The sequence below is a fragment of the uncultured Lutibacter sp. genome (assembly GCF_937891065.1).
In the GTDB taxonomy this organism is placed as follows: Bacteria; Bacteroidota; Bacteroidia; order Flavobacteriales; family Flavobacteriaceae; genus Lutibacter.
Genome location: NZ_CALAEQ010000031.1, coordinates 1 through 18426 on the forward strand (window position 1 = coordinate 1; position 18426 = coordinate 18426).

Below are 18426 nucleotides of genomic sequence, written 5' to 3' on the forward strand. Positions count from 1 at the left end.
AATTAACTACAAAATACCCCCACTATTTATAACGTTTTCGTACTCAGTTTTTCGCCAATTATTTAGTATATTTACGTCGCTTAAATTAAATTAATTAGTAACACATTAATTACTAACATTATTGATAAATATAGTATTATAAACACAATTAAAATTATGAGTAAATTACCAAAAATTATTTATACAAAAACAGATGAAGCTCCAGCTTTAGCTACATATTCATTATTGCCAATTATTAAAGCTTTTACAAAATCTTCAGGTATTGATGTAACAACTAAAGATATTTCCTTAGCAGGAAGAATTTTAGCTTTGTTTCCAGAATATTTAACTCCTGAGCAAAGAATCTCAGATGCTTTATCCGAACTTGGTGAATTAGCTAAAACACCTGAAGCAAATATTATTAAATTACCAAATATTTCTGCATCTGTACCTCAATTAATTGAAGCTATTAAAGAATTACAATCGCATGGGTATGCAATTCCTAATTATTTAGAAAACCCTAAAACCGATGAAGAAAAAGAAATTCAAAAAAAATACAATACTGTAAAAGGTTCAGCAGTAAATCCTGTTCTAAGAGAAGGAAATTCAGATCGTAGAGCGCCTAAAGCAGTTAAAAATTTCGCTAAAAAGAATCCACATTCAATGGGTGCTTGGTCTGGGAATTCACAAACTCATGTTTCTACAATGGGAAAAGGTGATTTTTTCTCCAACGAAAAATCTGTTACCATTTCTAAAGCTGGAGATGTTAAAATTCAGATTGTAAATCCGAATGGGATTGTTACTGTTTTAAAAGAAAAAACAACTTTAATAGCAGGTGAAATTATTGATGCTACTTTTATGAGTAAAAAAGCGTTGATTAATTTCCTTGATGAACAAATTAAAGATGCTAAAGAAAAAAACGTGTTGTATTCATTACATATGAAAGCAACAATGATGAAGATTTCTGATCCAATTATTTTTGGACATGCAGTAACTTCATTTTTTAAAGATGTTTTTGTTAAACACAATGCAATTATCAAAGAACTTGGTGTCGATGTAAATAATGGATTTGGTGATTTAGTAAGTAAAATTGAAAATTTACCAGCAGCTCAAAAAGCTGCCATTGAAGCAGACATCAAATCTTGTTTAGAAAACGGACCAGCAATTGCAATGGTAGATTCTGATAAGGGAATTACCAACCTTCATGTTCCAAGTGATGTAATTATTGATGCTTCAATGCCAGCAATGATTCGTACTTCTGGACAAATGTGGAATGCCGATGGTAAATTACAAGATACGAAAACAATAATTCCAGACAGTACATACGCAGGAATATATGATGCTACAATTGCATTTTGTAAAGAACATGGTGCTTTTGATCCAACTACAATGGGATCGGTTCCTAATGTTGGTTTAATGGCTCAAAAAGCTGAAGAATATGGTTCTCATGATAAGACTTTTGAAATTTCAGAAAACGGAAATGTTCAAGTCATTAATGATGAAGGAACTATTTTAATAGAACACACCGTTGAGAAGGGAGACATATGGAGAATGTGTCAGGTAAAAGATGCACCAATTCAAGACTGGATTAAATTAGCAATTAGAAGATCAAAAGCTAGCAATACACCTGCAGTTTTTTGGTTAGATAAAAATAGAGCTCATGATGCAGAAATTATCAAAAAAATAAACCTTTATTTACCTCAATTAGATACAACTGGATTAGATATTCAAATAATGACTCCTAAAGATGCTACATTATTTTCTTTAGAAAGAATTAAAAAAGGTTTAGATACAATTTCTGTTACAGGAAATGTACTACGTGATTATTTAACCGACTTATTTCCAATTTTAGAATTAGGTACTAGTGCAAAAATGCTTTCAGTAGTTCCTTTAATGGACGGCGGAGGTTTATTTGAAACTGGCGCTGGAGGATCTGCTCCAAAACACGTTCAACAATTCACAAAAGAAGGTCATTTAAGATGGGATTCTTTAGGAGAATTTTTAGCATTAGCTGTTTCATTAGAGCATTTAGGTGAAAACTACAAAACTCCAAAAGCTTTAGTATTAGCTGAAACTTTAGATCAAGCTACTGATAAGTTTTTAGATAACAGTAAATCTCCTTCTCGAAAGGTTAACGAAATAGATAATAGAGGAAGTCACTTTTATTTAGCAATGTATTGGGCAGAAGCTTTAGCAGCTCAAAACAAAGACATTGAATTAAAAGAACAATTTACTAAAGTAGCTGCTGCATTGGAAGAAAATGAAACTACTATTATTCAAGAATTAAATAATGCTCAAGGTTTAGCTGTAAATATTGGTGGTTATTTTCATATTGATGATAGTTTAGCTGAAAAAGCAATGAGACCAAGCTCAACATTAAATAGTCTTATAGCTACTATTTAAAAGAATACTTTAAAAAGCATTCATATAACTTAGGTTTTAAATATATAAAAGCGAGAATTACTATTCTCGCTTTTTTTTTGAATTGTATTTAACAATAAATATTGCAACCTATACCAATAAAATTATAAAAAAATTAACTGGTAATTAATATATTTCAATTTAGTATTTTTGAATAATAGATACACCACTTTAAAAATATAAGAGCAATAAGAAATGGGAACAAATAGGGATGAGTTAATACGTGGATTAAAATATGAGTTAATTGCTTTTCCTTTATTAATTTTAGGACCAATATTAATAACTATTGGTTTTAAAGCCATTAAACAACAGAATAATTATTTGTGGCTTATAATTGGGGTTTTAATTGCAATAACTGCTGTGACTCTTGGTTTCTTAGGGATAAGAATTATTTTAAATGCCTTTTTTAACGATAAATAATGAAGTTTCTAAATTATAAAAAAAATGCAAATTGGGAATATTGGCCTTCCTTTATGTTTTATTTACCAGTTGTTCCTTATGCTTGCTATTTAGCTTTAAAAACAAAAAGTTTTGGTTTTTTTTCGGCTGTAAATCCTGCTATTGAAGGATCAGGTAACGGTTTAGAATCTAAATATAATACAGTTCAATTATTACCAGAAAAATATAAACCAACAACAATATTTATTAAAAAAGGCGATAAAACGCCCAACATTTTAACAAAACTTACAACTAATACTATTAAATTCCCTTTAATTATTAAGCCTGATATTGGCTTTAGAGGATTATTAGTAAAAAAAATTAATTCAGAAAAAGAACTTCTTGAATACCTTCAAAAATACAATTCAATAAACTTAATAATTCAAGAATTTATTGATTATAAAAATGAGTGTGGAATTTTCTATCATAGAATACCTGGTGAAAAAACTGGCAAAATTACTTCAATTACCCTTAAAAAATATTTAACCGTAGTTGGAAATGGCACTTCTTCAATTCTAGAACTTATTTTGAATGATGATAGAGCATATATATATATAGATTTAATTTCAGAATTAAATAAAGACAAACTTCATACTATTCCTTTTCAAAATGAAGAAATTGTACTAAATAATATTGGAAATCATTCTAAAGGCACTCAATTTATTAATGGAAACCATCTAATAAGTAAAGAGCTAACTAATTCTATAGATATTTTAAACAATAGCATTAAAGGATGGTATTACGGACGTCTAGATATTAAATACAACAGTTTTGATGAATTAATAAAAGGTGAGAATTTTAAAATAATTGAAATTAATGGTGTTATTTCTGAACCAACTCATATATATGATGCTTCAAAAGGAAGTTATTTTGATGCCTTAAAAGCAATAAAAGATCATTGGAAGTTAATTTACATTATTGCTATCAACAATAAAAAATTAAATAATGAACGTTTTACAAATCTAAAATATTTAATTAAAGTCTATTTTAACTACAAAAAGTACCTGAAAAAGGTAAGTGACTTAAGTACTAAGTAGCACTTTTTACTCTTGGTGTAGTTGGATTGAAACCAAAGTCTTCATCAGGTAATTGAATTCCCAACTGTGAAATTACATATCCAACACTTGCAAAATGATGTATTGCATGGCTATGAGCTTGAATTAAAATTGCACTTAAAGTATAATTTGCAGTTATAATTCCTAAACCTAAATCATCGGTAACTTTTACAATTATATTAAAATCTTGCGTTTTTAAAGTTTGTAAATTCGCAAGTATTATTTCAAAATATTCAATTCCATTTTTGGTGTAATTCTCGGCCAATTCATTTCGCTTTCTTTTAATTAGATTTATATCCTTAGCTTCTAATCCTTCAAAAACACAATCAAAAACATCTAAAATATGACGCATATGACCTCCTATACTTGAATAATAAGGGGCTATAGTGGTATTGCTATATTCATTATCCGAAATACAATTTAAAAGTTGAATTCCTCTCCTTAAATTTTTTTCAATAGCTTCAATCATTCTTGATAAATCCTAATTTTTAATTACGTAAATATAAATAATAAATTTAAGCCATTAACTTTATTAACGTCAAAATTCCTAATCCTAGAAATAATATGCTTAGTATAATATTTATGTTAGTCGCAATAAATGAAACTTTCTTAATTATTATTTTTGCAAATAAAATATAAGTATAAAACAATAAAAATGAGCCTATTGCAGCACCTATTACAAATAAAAATATATACGGTTGTTGTATTACGATTTTATTCACTGAAACTAAATATATACTTAATCCTAAGTAAAATGGAATTGCCAACATATTAACTGAAGACATTGCTAAACCTCTTACAAAATAATTTTGGTTTGTGTTCTTAAAATTTGATGTCATCTTTTTTCTTGAAAGAAAAAAGAAAAATATAGCCAATGCAAAAAACACAAATACACCAGCTACCTTTAAAATTTCAATAATTTTTGGATTGTTTGCAAAATAATCTGCAAAAAACAATGCAATTCCTGCTTGAAAAAAAACAATGCTAGATGCACCTAAAGCAAATTTTAAACTTTCCGCTTTACCTGTATTTATTCTTATTTTTAATGCAGTCATATTAAGCATCCCCGGTGAAATCAAACCGAAATACGCCATTAAAACTCCATATAAAACATGTATTATATAACTCATTATTACTTACTTAAACTTTGTTTACATCAATATTTATTTTATTGTTAAATACTTATATAACAATAAGTTAATATCTTTAGATATTTGTAATTTTCTTATTAAAACTAAATATATTACACCAATAATAATAGATTTTAAAACAATATTTAATATTGGATGAAATGAAAAATTCCAAAAATAAAACGATGTAAATATTGCTAATACAACAGCTATTATTTTAATTGTATGAATACTAAATGGCTGCATTTTTAATTTAACTTTTATATAAATAATTTTAAAGATAGAGTATACTGTTACAACAATTAGAGTAGCCATTGCTGCACCATTTATTCCAATTAAATTTATTAACCATTTATTTAAAAGTATTACACTAATTGCCATGGCCAATGATATATAAAAAAATATTTTATAAAATTTCGAATTTACTAAAATTGAATTTCCTGTTCCTAAAGCTAGTTCCATTAATTTTGAAACTGAAATAATTAAAACTATCCAAATACCATTTGTAAATTGAGGTTTATTAATTAGTTCATATAAATCTGCAATATTCAAATTAATTAACAGAAATAATAACCCTCCAATTATTAATAAATTAATTGAAGTTTGTTTGTATAAATTTTCAACTTCAATCATATTATTTTCATTCATATCTTTTGCGGTGATAGAAGTTGTTATTTGCTGCATTGCTCTTGTTGGTATAGCAACAACACTTGCAATATAAATTCCTACTGAATAATAAGCAACTTGCGCAATTTGTTCCATTTGAGGAATCATAAACTTATCAATTTCCAGTAAAACTCCAGCAGCTGATCCTGCAACAATAATATACATTGAAAAAGATAAAATTTCTTTTATGTTTGAAGGTAGCTTAAAAATTAAGGTTGGTTTACAAATATAAAACGCATAGATTTTCATTATTAAAGTTCGCAAACCATACACAATTACAATGGCATAAATAAATTGTTCATTTGTTAACCATTGAAAATAAACAGCAAATAATAAAACAGATGTACAAACACGTGCAAATATTTCTTTAATGAAGTTTCCGAAAATTGAGTTAAATTTTACTTTAGTCCATGAATAAAATACTTCAAAATACCCCATAAATATGGCTACTAAAAAAATAAGCCACGTGTAATTCTTTATTAAAGGATTTTCGGAAGAAACCCAAGTAGCAATTACTTCATATAAATAAGCACTAATTAAACCTAAAGGAATAATTACCATTAAAGGAATAAAAGCAGTAGAAATTAAGAATCCATCTTGCTCAATTTTTGTTTTATAAGATGAATAATATTTAATAATGGTATGTTGCATTCCAAAAACCAATAAGGGTAAAATAATATTGGCAGTAGACAATAAAAAAGTAATCAATCCAAAATAATCTTCATGTAAAAAATGAGTAAATAAAAACATCACATTTATGCCTCCAATAACAAATCCCATTAAAAGTATTAATGTATTGATAAAAGATTGTCTTAAAACAATGCCCATTATATAATATTTAGAATTTCAGCGTAAATCTTCTCTCCTACCTCATTTCCGTACAATTCTACATCAAAATTATGAGTTGAATTTTGAAAATTTCCAAAAGCATTTATCATACTTTTATTATCGCTCCCAACAATTTTAGCAAATCCGTTTGAAACTAATTCTACCCATTCTGTTTCTTCTCTAGCGATTATACAATGTTTTTTATTGAAGAAAGCTTCTTTTTGAAGTCCACCACTATCGGTAATTACTAAATTACAGTTTTTTAGCAATTCAAGCATATCAAAATAACCAATTGGATCAATGATAGTTATATTATATTTTAAATTAAATTTATCTAAAATAGCTTTTGTACGCGGATGCAATGGTAAAATAACTTGTTTTTGTTTACTTATTGCTTCTAAACCTTCAAAAATTGATTTCAAATTTTCAATATCGTCTGTATTTTCTTGTCGATGAATGGTTGCCAAAACAAATTCATTAGCTTTCAAATTTAATTTTGAAATTATAGAAGATTTTTCAGCAGATGTTTTTCCATAAAATTCAACGGCATCTTTCATAATATCGCCACACTTTACAACTTTTGATGGTAATGCTGAAAATCCTTCATTATCTAAATTTTCAATAGCTGTAGCTGTTGGGCATAATAATAAATCAGAAATTCTGTCAGTTAAAATTCTATTAATTTCTTCAGGCATTTTCATATTAAATGATCGTAAGCCAGCCTCCACATGTACCACTTTAATGTTTAGTTTTTTAGCCCCCAAAGCACCTGCTAAAGTTGAATTTGTATCGCCATAAACAATAACTACATCTGGTTTTTCAACAATTAAAATTTCTTCAATTTCCTGCAACATTTGCCCGGTCATTGCACCATGACTTAATCCGTTAATATCCAAATTGTACTTTGGTTTTGGGATCTCCATTTCTTCAAAAAAAACAGCACTCATATTAGCATCATAATGCTGCCCCGTATGAATAATTATTTCTTCAATAGTTTTATACTTAGAAATTACTCTACTTAAAACTGCTGCTTTTACAAATTGTGGCCTTGCACCTAATATGGTTACAATTTTTTTCATTCAGTAATTGAATTTATGATGTCAGAAACTTTTTTGGTTAATTCTCTTCTATGAAATTGCTCAATATTTTTTGAATCAACCATTAAATGTCCTGTTTTAAATTTGGAATACAAATCTAATATACATTTTTTTAATTCTAGCTTTTCTTTGAAATCTATTACAAACCCACCATTCGTTTTAGTAAGTATTTCTGCTAAATCTCCATCAACTGGTGCTATTGCCAAAATTGGACGTTTTGCCATTAAATATTCAAATATTTTACCTGTTATTATACCTTTAGCACTTGGCACATTATTTACAATTAAGAATAATACTTGAGATTTTTTTTGAAATTCAACAACTTGTTCATGTGCAACATAATTTATTATTTTAACTTTTTCACTTAACTTATGTATTGAAATCTCTTTTATAACTGAAGCGTCAACTTTACCAATTAATTTTAATTCAAAATCAGCTCTAAAATCTTCATTTTCATTCACAATTTCAGCTAAAACTTTCCATAACATTTTAGGGTTTCTATCGGCATTCATTAAACCAATATGGGTCATCGTAAATTTAGAATCTAATTTAATTTTTGAATCAGAAATTTCCCCATCGAAACCATTGGTGATTGTTATGGTGTTTTTATTGTATTTACTATAATTTTCTTTCATTGTATTTCCAACAACCAAAACAGCATCTGCATTTCTTAAAACTTCAGTTTCCAAAGAATGATGTTTTTTAATTGCGCTTTTAGTTAAAGGTAACTGATGAAAATAATCTATCTCAGTCCACGGATCACGAAAATCTGCAATCCATTTTATATCCAATTGTTCTTTTAAATTTAAACCAATTAAATGCATACTATGTGGTGGACCCGTTGTAATTATAACATCTACTTTGTTTTCTTTTAAGTACTTTTTTAAATAATTTACTGATGGTTTTATCCAAAATTTTCGAGCATCTGGAATAAAATAATTAGCACGAATGTATTGCAATAATCTACCAAAAAAAGAAGGATTCGGATTTAAAAACCCAACACTTTGATTTTTATTTTTGCCGAAAAATGTAAATAAATTATTTGGTTCCCAAATAGGTTGTTTTAATATTTTTAAATTTTTAGGAATATCTTTTAAAAGTGATTCGTCCTCTAAAGCATAATTTGGATTATCAACTGTATAAACCATAGGTTCAACATCAAAATCTCTAAAATATTTTACAAATTTAAGCCAACGTTGCACTCCTGAACCTCCAGCTGGTGGCCAATAATAAGTTATGATAAGTGCTTTTTTCATTTATAAATTAGCATATAAATCTATTAATTTTTCCGAAGTCTTTTCCCAACAAAATTCATCCTCTACAAATCGTTTTCCATTATTTCCTAATGCTTCACACAATTCCTTATCATTATATAACTTTAAAACTTTAGTTGCAAAATCTTCTGGTTTTTTTTCTAAATGAACCAATCCTGAATTTGTTTTTTCTATCAAATTTTTCTGTGCAATAGCGTTACTTACCAAAACAGGTTTTGCAAAACTCATATATTGAAAAAGTTTGTTTGCATACGCAACATCGTGCTGAATATTCCTATCTAAAGGCGAAATACAAACTGAACTTGCTTCTATATATGATGGAAATAGTTTTACATTCTTCCAACCTTCAAAATCAACATACTTTTTAATTTTTAAATCTTCAACCTGTTGCTTTAAAATCCCATCAGTAGTGTTACTCCCAACAATTACTAATTTTATATTTGGGATTTTATTTTTTAAAAGATTAACAGATTCAATTGCCGTTTGCAATCCTCTTCGTAAACTTGTATCGCCTAAATATAAAATTACAAAGCTGTTTTTATACCTATCAACAATTAATTTATGTATTTTTGCCTCTTTATAAAATGATTGATGTATTGTATTAGGAACCAACACAATTTTTTCTTTAGAAATTTTTGTTCTTTCAACTACTTCATTAATAAATTCTTGAGAAACTGTAATAACTTTAGTCGCCTTTCTAATAAATTCTTCCTCTTTTTGTTTCCATTTATTTGGCGAAATTAATTGTTTCCCAGGAAATTTCTGAAGATGAGGATAAAACTTAATAATCTCAGGCATATTATCATGTAAATCTAAAACAGTCGCTAATTTTAATTTTTTATTTGCTTTAAAAACAGCTTCCGCAATTCTAATATCATGAATATGAATAACTTCAATCTTATGTTTAAGTAAAAAATGAAGAATTTTCCGTTTCAATAAATACGTGTAAAATGGAAAAGTATAAGCCAATGCCGATAATTTATATTCCAATTTATTTGACTGATATCTCTTTACCTGAATACCATTAATAATGGCATCTGTACCCGTCTTATCATATTTTAAACAGAATAAGAATACTTCATGTCCTTTTTCAATTAAAGAAATTGCTTCGTTTTCAACCCGAGGATCAGGTGGAAACGTTTTATCTAAAATCATTCCTATTTTCATATCAACTATTTTTCAGCGTATACCGCATAGAATCTAGGTGTAAATTTTCTTAAAATGGGTCTAAAACCAATTTTATTAATTGGGCTAGTCCATTTTTCTGTCTTTTTAATATTCCAACCCGATTTTTCAAGCAACCAATCAAATTGCCAATCTTCAAATTCATGGTAATGTCTATCCCACACATCTGTTTTACTTCTATATGCTTTGGCAAACCATAAGTTTAAGGGAATTGTTGTAATAATTTTTGACGCTTCAATAGTGCATAAAACATTAAATGGAGAGATTAAATGTTCAAATATTTCAAAGGCAGTAACTGCATCAACTTTATACTTTTTTACAATCTCTGGTAACAAATCTAAATCTTCACCAGTAGTGTTATAAACGGTATAACCATTCTGCTCCATTATTTCACTAAATGTGTTACGAACACCTAAATCTAAAATAGTCGCTGGTGCAGGTAAAACACTTTTTAAAAAATTTAACGTATGCTGATATCTTTTTATATGTAACTTATTATGCATCAAGTATATAAATAAAAAATTTATAAAGTAGCAAGATATTGATTTAATTATAAAAAATCAACAAAATAAGTTCTCTTAATTTTTAAAATTAATTCCATAAAAAAGACACTTTATTTAAAGTGCCTTTTTCTTTTTCATAGCAATAATCTTTCTCTAAAAATTTTCCTCCATTTGAGTTAACGGTAGTAAATGTACTATCAACGTTCAATTTAAAAAAGTTTAGTTTTATAAGCGTGCATATTTCACTTATAAAAGTCATTTTTAATTCCATAAGCGTTATATTTGATGTTAATATTTAATCATTAATGAGTCGAATTGTCCCTTTTATTGTTACATACTTCTTATTTCAGACGATTTTATTCGCCCAAATACCCGGTTTCACACAATTTAACAGTAATAATGGACTACCAAGTAATACTATTTATGATATTAATCAAGATGAAAATGGGTTTATTTGGTTGGCCACAGATTATGGATTAAGCCGTTTTGATGGTCTTTCTTTCAAAAATTATACAATTGCTGATGGTTTACCTGATAATGAAATACTTTACTTTTTTAAAGATTCAAAACAACGTATTTGGTTAATTGGTTTTAATGGGAAATTAGGCTATCTTCAAAATAATAAATTTTACAATTCTGAAAACCAAAAGTTTTTAAAAGATTTAATTTTTAATAATTTTGTATTTGACATATTTGAAGATAGTAAAAATAATATCTGGTTTTTACAATCTATAAAAAATATTAAAAAACTTGATACTTCCAATGTAATTACAAATTATAATTCATTAAAACATCCTCCAAAGCATAATTTTAAAAAAAATACAAGAATTGTTGAAAATATTCAAGGTGAAATCAAAATAATATCTTCTTTAAGAAAACCAAATAATACAAAAATAATACAAAGTTGTTCTTTAACAGATTCTGTATGGAAACATTTAAATTTAAGTTCATACAACCAAAAAATAATTAAAAATCTTAAAAAGAATAATAATGAGGATTTTAAAATTATTGACACCATTTCACAGCGAATTTCTAAAACTATTTTTACTCAATTTAATTATGATTACAATTCAAATTTACTTTATCAAACTCTACCTTTTAACGATTCTTTTTTAATTACAAATTTAAGTGAAGGTGCTCTTATCCTAAATTCAAATGACAACTCTAAAAATAAAAAAATATTACCTTCTATTCATACAACTAAATCTTATTTAGATAAAGAAAAAAACATTTGGATTGGAAGCCAGTCTAATGGCGTTTATCTATTTCCAAACCTTCATATTAATGGCATCCAATTTGAAGATGAAAAGAATAACGATATACATGCTTTATGTTTATTTCAAAACAAAATAGTTGTTGGAAATGAGCAAAGCGAATTTACACTCATAGACATCAACAACTTACAAATAAAATCTACTTATAAAATAGATGATAATCCAAAAAGGATTAGACAGCTAAAGGTAAAAGATAACTCACTGTACATTTTAAGTGATTTTAATATTCACAAGTTAGATACTTCTTTAAAAATTGAACGAATCAAAAACATGTATGATTCGGATTTTACCAATGTTGGTTTACAAAATTTTAAAGATATATATATTGAAAAAGATGTAATTATCACCGCGAATGCTGGAGGAGTTGGGGAAACAAATAAGGATTCAAAATACACAAAAAAACTATGGAATAAACGCAGTACAGCTATAAGTCATGATAAAAACGGAAATATTTGGATTGGTACTACTAAAGGACTTTATTATTACAACAAAACAATTACTAAAAAATATGATTTAGGAGAACCGTTTAATAATAGTACCATTTACGCCTTAGAAAATTCATCAAAAGGGTTGTTAATTGGATCCAATTCCTATGGCCTTGGAATTTTAAAAAATAAGGTATTTAAAACATTTTCTACTGAAGATGGGTTATTAAGTAATTATATAAAATCAATTTTTATTGACACCAAAAAAAATATATGGATCTCAACAAATTTCGGATTGAATTGTTTAGAATTAAATAATGCTAATGAACTGATTAAGATAAAAAGTTACACAACTTCTGATGGTCTATATAGTAATGATGTTAGAGCTTCTTATGTTTATGAAAACAACGTATATGTAGCAACGGCAAAAGGGTTAAATATTATTGATATTTCAAATGAAACAGTTTCAATTTTATCTCCAAATGCTTTAATTAATGAAATTCTAATAAACAATACAAGTATTGATAAAAACAACGGACAAGTATTTAATTATAAATTAAATAATTTTCAATTCAATTTTTCGGGAATTTCTTTTAAAAGTTTAGGAAACATTTCTTTTAAATACCGTTTAAGTGGTTTAGAAGAAGATTGGATTACAACTAAAACAAATACCATAAGATATTCATCATTACAGCCTAACAACTATACTTTTGAATTGATAGCAATTTCAAAAAATAAGTTAGAAAGTGATAAAATCACCTTTTCGTTTACAATAAAACCTCCTATTTACAAAACTTGGTGGTTTCGAAGTCTTATTATTTTAGCAATACTTGCTCTAATATTTTTTATTTTTCACTTAAGAAATCTAAAACTAAAAAGATTACAAAACACAAAAGATCAAATTTCAAACTTAAAATATCAAGCATTAAATGCTCAAATGAACCCTCACTTTATTAATAATTTATTAGTGAATATTAATTCCTTGGTTGATAAAGGAGAAATAAAAGAAGTGAAAGGAAGCCTTGATAAATTTGCTGAACTTGTTAATTTAATTTTAAATTCAACAAAATCTAACCTTATAAGTTTAACTGATGAAATTGAAATGGCTAAATTATATTTAGAGCTTCAAAAATTAAGATTTAATAAACATATTTCATATTCCATAAATACTGAAGCTATTTCTCAAGATTTACTAGAAGCTATTTTGGTTCCGCCAATGATATTACAGCCAATTATTGAAAACTCATTTAAACACGGTTTTAAAAATGGAAATAATTCAAATACAATAACGGTAAATTTTAAAATTGAAAACGATGAATTTCTTTATTGTGAAATTTCAGATAATGGGAAAGGAATTCAAAATAATGAAAATTCACTAAAATCTAAAGGTTCAGGGATTTCATTTTCAAATATTAATGAACGTCTTCAATTAATTAATGAATCAGATAGTACAGAAAAATTAGTCTTAATTTCAAATATTACAGATGAATTTAATACTTTAGTAGGGTTAAAAGTAACCTTAAAAATTCCTTTAATCAATTTTTAATTAGAATACATGATTAACGCTATAATTATTGAAGATGAAACTGCAGCCTATAGGTATCTTAAAAATATTATTGAAACTTCTTACACTTCTCAAATAACAATAGTTGGGCATGAAACAGGTGTAGAAAAGGGAATAAAATTAATAAATGACTTACATCCACAATTAGTTTTTTTAGATATTGAATTGCAAGATGGCAATGGTTTTGAAATTCTAGATTTTTTTTCTAATTCTTCAACATTTGAAGTTATTTTTACAACAGGTTTAAAAGATTACAAAGAAAAAGCAATGGATTATTTTGCTTTCTACTATTTAAACAAACCCATTGTAAAAGAACAATTAACTACTGTTATAGATAAATTTATAGAAAAACAAACCGCTTTTAATTCTGAAAAATATGCTGCCTTTAAAAATCAATTAGAAAGTGGTCCTAAAAAAATATCTTTAACAATAACAAATGGGCATTATCTTATTTTAGATATAGATGATATTATTTATTGCGAAGCAGATGGAAGTTATACTCATTTTTTTACAACTGGTAATAAATCCTATACAAGTTCTAATAATTTAAAAAAGGTTGAGAATATCTTACAACACACTTCTTTTTTTAGAATTCATCGTTCTACACTGTTAAATTTAAAGCATGTGATACAATATAATAATGCCGGAGAAATAAAACTCTCTAACAACAAAAAACTACTTGTTTCTTCAAGAAATAAAACAAACTTTTTAAGAATTTTAAAACTAATGAATTACACTATACATTAGATTTTCTTTTTTTAACAAAAAACCAACCAACTGGTATAAGCAACAATAGCAAATATGAAATTAAGGTTATGGTATTTCCTCTATCAATAACCGTTGGCTCAAACTTAAACTCAATAGTGTGTTTCCCCTTTGGAATTTCCATTCCTCGCAATACATAATTAACTTGGTAGTGAGGTGTTAATTCCCCATCAACATATGCATTCCAACCGTTTTTATAATACATTTCAGAAAATACTGCAAACTGATTTGTTTGAGAATTAGATTCGTAGATTAATTCATTTGCCTTATATGCTTTTAATTGAATTGAAGCTGTAGAATCTTTACTAAAATTTGTAGAAAAATCGTTCGAAACAAACTTACTATTTATAACTGCTTCATTCTTCGTTTTTAAACTGTCTAATGCCTTAATTTCATCGTTGGCAGTAGTTACAATTCTTAAAGTAGATATAAACCATGCGTTCCCATTAGCTTCTGGATTTAACTGTACAGCTTCACGTCGACTTCCATCTTCAAAGATTAAATACTTGGTATTTAGCATATTTAAAACCTCAATATTATTCTTTGCAATATGAAAATCATATAACTCTTGATAACGTCTTGGTTTAGCAGCATGATATCCTCCAATTGATTTATGAAAATAAGATGTTGCACCGTCTGCCATGATATTTTTTGTAAAATCTGCAACACGATAAATACCATTATCTTTTAAAATCTCTTTATCTATTTCAGAAGCTACAAATGGCTTATCTACTTTTCTTGCTGAAATAAAATATTCATCATTTACATAACGTTTATCAACATTTACAAGGTCAAATAATAGTAAAAAAGCAAAAACAATAACCAAAATATTGTTATTAATTTTATCTTTTAAAAATAGCCAAATTGTTCCTGAAAATAAAGCCACAAATATTAAAGAACGTAAACTATCATTTACAAATAAAGTTTTTCTATCAGAAACTATTGCATCTAAAAAACCTGCAATTTGTTCTTCAATTTGTAAATCCATTGCTGTTTCAAAAGTAAAAAACCCTGTACCTCCAATTGTAAAAAGTAACGCTAAACCACCAACAATAATGGTTGACCATTTTAATGCATGTATCTTTATTTCTTTTGATTTTTCTGAAGAAGCAAGTGCTTTTAATCCTAAAATCCCTAATAAAGGAACTGCTAATTCTGCAATAACCTGAATAGAAGAAACAGCTCTAAATTTGTTATATAGCGGAACATAATCAATAAATAAATCAGTTAAAAACGAAAAGTTTTTCCCCCAACTCAATAATATAGAAAAAATAGTAGCTGCTAAAAGCCAGTTTCTAAGTTTTCGTTCTACTAAAAACAAACCAATTACAAATAGAAAAATAAATAGTGCCCCAATATAAGCAGGAGCCGCAACAATTGGCTGTTCTCCCCAATACATAGATGAAATTTGTGCTAAATAATTGGCATCTTGAGGGTTTAACCCTTTATTCACTGCTTCTTGTAAAAAGTCTTGCAGTTCACCGTTTTCAACAATTTCATGACGTGTCCCACCCATAAAACGTGGAATAAACAAGTTAAAAGTTTCCGCTTTACCGTAACTATATTCTGTAATATAATCTCTAGCTAACCCTGTAGTTGGAGTTTTTTCAGAACCATCAACATTAATTGTTAGTTCACTTTTACTTCGAGTGCTCTGCTCTGAATATTCTTTGGTAGCCAATAAACTAGTTGCATTTGTACCAACAGCTAAAATAACTGCTATTAATAAAACGCCAATACTTTTTACAAAATGAGGAATTTCTTTATTTTTAAAAGATTCAATCAACTGAAAAACTCCAAAGATTAAGACTAAGAAAAGTAGATAGTAAGTCATTTGAATATGGCTTGCACTAATTTCTAAAGACATTGCTAATGATGTTACAATAAACCCTACTAAATATTTTTGTTGAAAAACCAATAAAATTCCAGCTAAAACTAGTGGCATGTATGCAATTGCATGTGCTTTTGCATTATGCCCAACTCCTAAAATTATAATTAAATACGTTGAAAGTCCAAAACCTAAGGAACCAACTATTGCTAATTTCCAATCTACTTTTAAAACAGTCAATAAAATAAAAAAACCAAAAAAATACAAAAATAAATAATCTGCTGGCCGTGGTAAAAAGCGCAATAATTTATCAATTTTTTTAATAAAATCGTTTGGGTAATAGGTACTTACAGCATACGATGGCATTCCTCCAAAAGAAGTATTGGTCCAATAAGGCTCTTCATTATGCTCCTTTCTAAAATCTACTATTTCTTTTGAAGAACCAATAAATTGAGTAATATCACTTTGTTGAATTTTTTTCCCTTGTAAAACTGGTGAAAAATAAGCCAATGAAACAAAAACAAAAGTTGCAATTGCTATAATATATGGTGTAATTTTATTTATTGAAAATTTCATTTATTTATCGTCTTTTACTTCTTCATAATCTACATAATCACCAACATCTTTACTACTCTCTTTAATATTTGTTGGCTTTTTAGCTATAACTGTTTCACCAACATTTCCATCTTCTTGTTTGTACTGATTTTCTTGTTGATCACGCATTTTCTTTTCAACATTTTTCACCACTTGTTTTAAAAACAATGGCATAATATACTTTCCTATAAATTTAAAAGCATAATAAACAATAATTATAATTGCTATAGTTCTTAACAATCCCATTTAAATAAGTTTTTTTATAATCTCCAAAAATAACAATTTGAAAGTAAGTAAAACGTTTAAATATATAAAATCTTATATTTGACACATTAATCTACCTAAAATATGAAAAGAGTTTATTTACTACTGTTGTTTTTTAGTTTTACCCAACTAATAAATGCTCAATATACTGAAATTATCAATTCTAAACGACCTGGTTTTTCTGAAAGTCCTTATAGTATTGGAACAGATGTTTTTCAATTTGAAACTGGTGTTTTTTACAGAACTAGCGACAATAAAATCATTTATTCTAGACCAAATACCATAGGTGGAGAGTTGTTTTTTAGATATGGTAAATTTCTAGAAAAACTTGAAATTAATGCAAAAGTTGCATACCAAAGAGATGAAATACGAAATAACCCATCTGAAGCATATTCTACTGCAAGTGGAATTAGCGAACTTACTATTGGAGCTAAATATTTAATATACGAACAAAAGTATACCGATAAATCTAAAGAAGTTCGAAGTTGGAAACGGAGAATGGCTTTTGATAAAAAACGATTAATCCCGTCTGTGGGTGCTTATGTTGGTGTAAACACAAATTTTTTAGGTGATGAATTTAAAGAAAATGAACTAAGTATAAAAGGTGCTGTGCTTTTACAAAATGATTTTTCTGACCGACTTGTTTTATTAACTAATTTAGTAGCCGATAAAATTTTATCCGACTCCAATGAGTATTCATACATTGCTACTATGACCTATGCCATTAACTACAAATGGTCATATTTTATTGAAAATCAAGGAATTTTTGAAAAAAGTTTTACTCCAAAATTCCATTTTGGTACAGGTGCCGCTTACCTACTTTCTAGTAATTTACAATTAGATGCCTCAGTTAGAACTAACTTTTTTGATGATTATTCATTTCTATATTCTTCAGTTGGTGTAGCTTGGAGGTTAGATAAACATACAGATAAAATAATTCAAAAAAATTCACCAAAAGCTAAAACTAGAAGAAAAAAAGGAAATATCTTTTCAAGATTATTTAAGAAGAATTAAGCTTATGATTACATTACAAGAAATAACAACAAAAAAGGAGATGAAAGCCTTTGTTAAATTTCCTTTTAAATTATATGAAAACAATCCATATTGGGTTCCTCCATTAATAAATGATGAGATAG

At 27.2% G+C, this 18426-nt stretch carries 15 protein-coding genes and 1 pseudogene; 7 read left to right on the forward strand and 9 right to left on the reverse strand.

The features are described 5' to 3' along the window. Nucleotides 1–156: 156 nt before the first annotated feature. The 3 genes from Q0352_RS02100 to Q0352_RS02110 all read left to right on the forward strand — a co-directional run bounded on the left by Q0352_RS02100 (nucleotide 157) and on the right by Q0352_RS02110 (nucleotide 3875). Nucleotides 157–2382, forward strand: coding sequence for an NADP-dependent isocitrate dehydrogenase (locus Q0352_RS02100; RefSeq protein ID WP_299522855.1), 2226 nt, complete (start codon nucleotides 157–159; stop codon nucleotides 2380–2382). Nucleotides 2383–2595: 213 nt separating this feature from the next. Then, entirely contained in the window at nucleotides 2596–2820 is a 225-nt protein-coding gene (locus tag Q0352_RS02105) for a DUF6095 family protein (RefSeq protein ID WP_299522858.1), read from the forward strand. Continuing rightward, on the forward strand, nucleotides 2820–3875 hold the full coding sequence (locus Q0352_RS02110) for a D-alanine--D-alanine ligase (RefSeq protein ID WP_299522861.1): 1056 nt from the start codon (nucleotides 2820–2822) through the stop codon (nucleotides 3873–3875). The genes Q0352_RS02105 and Q0352_RS02110 overlap by 1 nt, the downstream gene beginning before the upstream one ends. On the opposite strand, the gene Q0352_RS02115 is transcribed toward Q0352_RS02110, so the two are convergent. The 7 genes from Q0352_RS02115 to Q0352_RS02145 are packed head-to-tail and all read right to left on the reverse strand — an operon-like array spanning nucleotide 3868 to nucleotide 10576. Next, entirely contained in the window at nucleotides 3868–4362 is a 495-nt protein-coding gene (locus Q0352_RS02115; protein ID WP_299522864.1) for a DinB family protein, read from the reverse strand. The genes Q0352_RS02110 and Q0352_RS02115 overlap by 8 nt on opposite strands. Before the next feature lie 46 nt (nucleotides 4363–4408). Next, nucleotides 4409–5023 carry a hypothetical protein gene (locus Q0352_RS02120; RefSeq protein WP_299522868.1) on the reverse strand — a complete coding sequence of 205 codons (615 nt, stop codon included), beginning with the start codon at nucleotides 5021–5023 and terminating at the stop codon, nucleotides 4409–4411. 33 nt (nucleotides 5024–5056) lie between these two features. Beyond that, nucleotides 5057–6517 (reverse strand): polysaccharide biosynthesis C-terminal domain-containing protein, encoded by a 1461-nt coding sequence (locus Q0352_RS02125; protein ID WP_299522871.1) that lies wholly within the window; start codon nucleotides 6515–6517, stop codon nucleotides 5057–5059. Next, nucleotides 6517–7596: a non-hydrolyzing UDP-N-acetylglucosamine 2-epimerase gene (gene wecB, locus Q0352_RS02130; protein WP_299522874.1), complete on the reverse strand. Its 1080-nt coding sequence runs from the start codon at nucleotides 7594–7596 to the stop codon at nucleotides 6517–6519. The genes Q0352_RS02125 and wecB overlap by 1 nt, the downstream gene beginning before the upstream one ends. After that, complete coding sequence (locus Q0352_RS02135) at nucleotides 7593–8870, reverse strand: glycosyltransferase (RefSeq protein WP_299522877.1); 1278 nt, start codon at nucleotides 8868–8870, stop codon at nucleotides 7593–7595. Before Q0352_RS02135 ends, wecB begins: the two co-directional genes overlap by 4 nt. Next, complete coding sequence (locus tag Q0352_RS02140) at nucleotides 8871–10055, reverse strand: glycosyltransferase family 4 protein (protein ID WP_299522880.1); 1185 nt, start codon at nucleotides 10053–10055, stop codon at nucleotides 8871–8873. It lies immediately after the preceding gene. A gap of 5 nt (nucleotides 10056–10060) precedes the next feature. Further along, nucleotides 10061–10576 (reverse strand): methyltransferase, encoded by a 516-nt coding sequence (locus tag Q0352_RS02145; RefSeq protein ID WP_299522883.1) that lies wholly within the window; start codon nucleotides 10574–10576, stop codon nucleotides 10061–10063. A gap of 305 nt (nucleotides 10577–10881) precedes the next feature. Between Q0352_RS02145 and Q0352_RS02150 the strand changes: the two genes are divergently transcribed. Together Q0352_RS02150 and Q0352_RS02155 are read left to right on the forward strand one after the other, a co-directional pair. Beyond that, entirely contained in the window at nucleotides 10882–13821 is a 2940-nt protein-coding gene (locus Q0352_RS02150) for a sensor histidine kinase (RefSeq protein ID WP_299522886.1), read from the forward strand. A 9-nt stretch (nucleotides 13822–13830) separates the two neighbouring features. Beyond that, the gene (locus Q0352_RS02155; protein ID WP_299522889.1) at nucleotides 13831–14586 is read left to right on the forward strand and encodes a LytTR family DNA-binding domain-containing protein; all 756 of its coding nucleotides are present in this window, start codon (nucleotides 13831–13833) and stop codon (nucleotides 14584–14586) included. Here Q0352_RS02155 and Q0352_RS02160 read toward each other — a convergent pair. Both Q0352_RS02160 and Q0352_RS02165 read right to left on the reverse strand, forming a co-directional pair. Beyond that, nucleotides 14576–17008 (reverse strand): YfhO family protein, encoded by a 2433-nt coding sequence (locus tag Q0352_RS02160; RefSeq protein ID WP_299522892.1) that lies wholly within the window; start codon nucleotides 17006–17008, stop codon nucleotides 14576–14578. The genes Q0352_RS02155 and Q0352_RS02160 overlap by 11 nt on opposite strands. Next, complete coding sequence (locus tag Q0352_RS02165) at nucleotides 17009–17272, reverse strand: DUF4834 domain-containing protein (protein ID WP_299522895.1); 264 nt, start codon at nucleotides 17270–17272, stop codon at nucleotides 17009–17011. Nucleotides 17273–17374: 102 nt separating this feature from the next. On the opposite strand from Q0352_RS02165, the gene Q0352_RS02170 reads away from it, so the two are divergent. Next, nucleotides 17375–18304, forward strand: coding sequence for a transporter (locus tag Q0352_RS02170; protein WP_299522898.1), 930 nt, complete (start codon nucleotides 17375–17377; stop codon nucleotides 18302–18304). Between the two features lie 4 nt (nucleotides 18305–18308). Beyond that, a pseudogene (locus tag Q0352_RS02175) lies at nucleotides 18309–18426 on the forward strand (GTP cyclohydrolase); the annotation flags it as partial.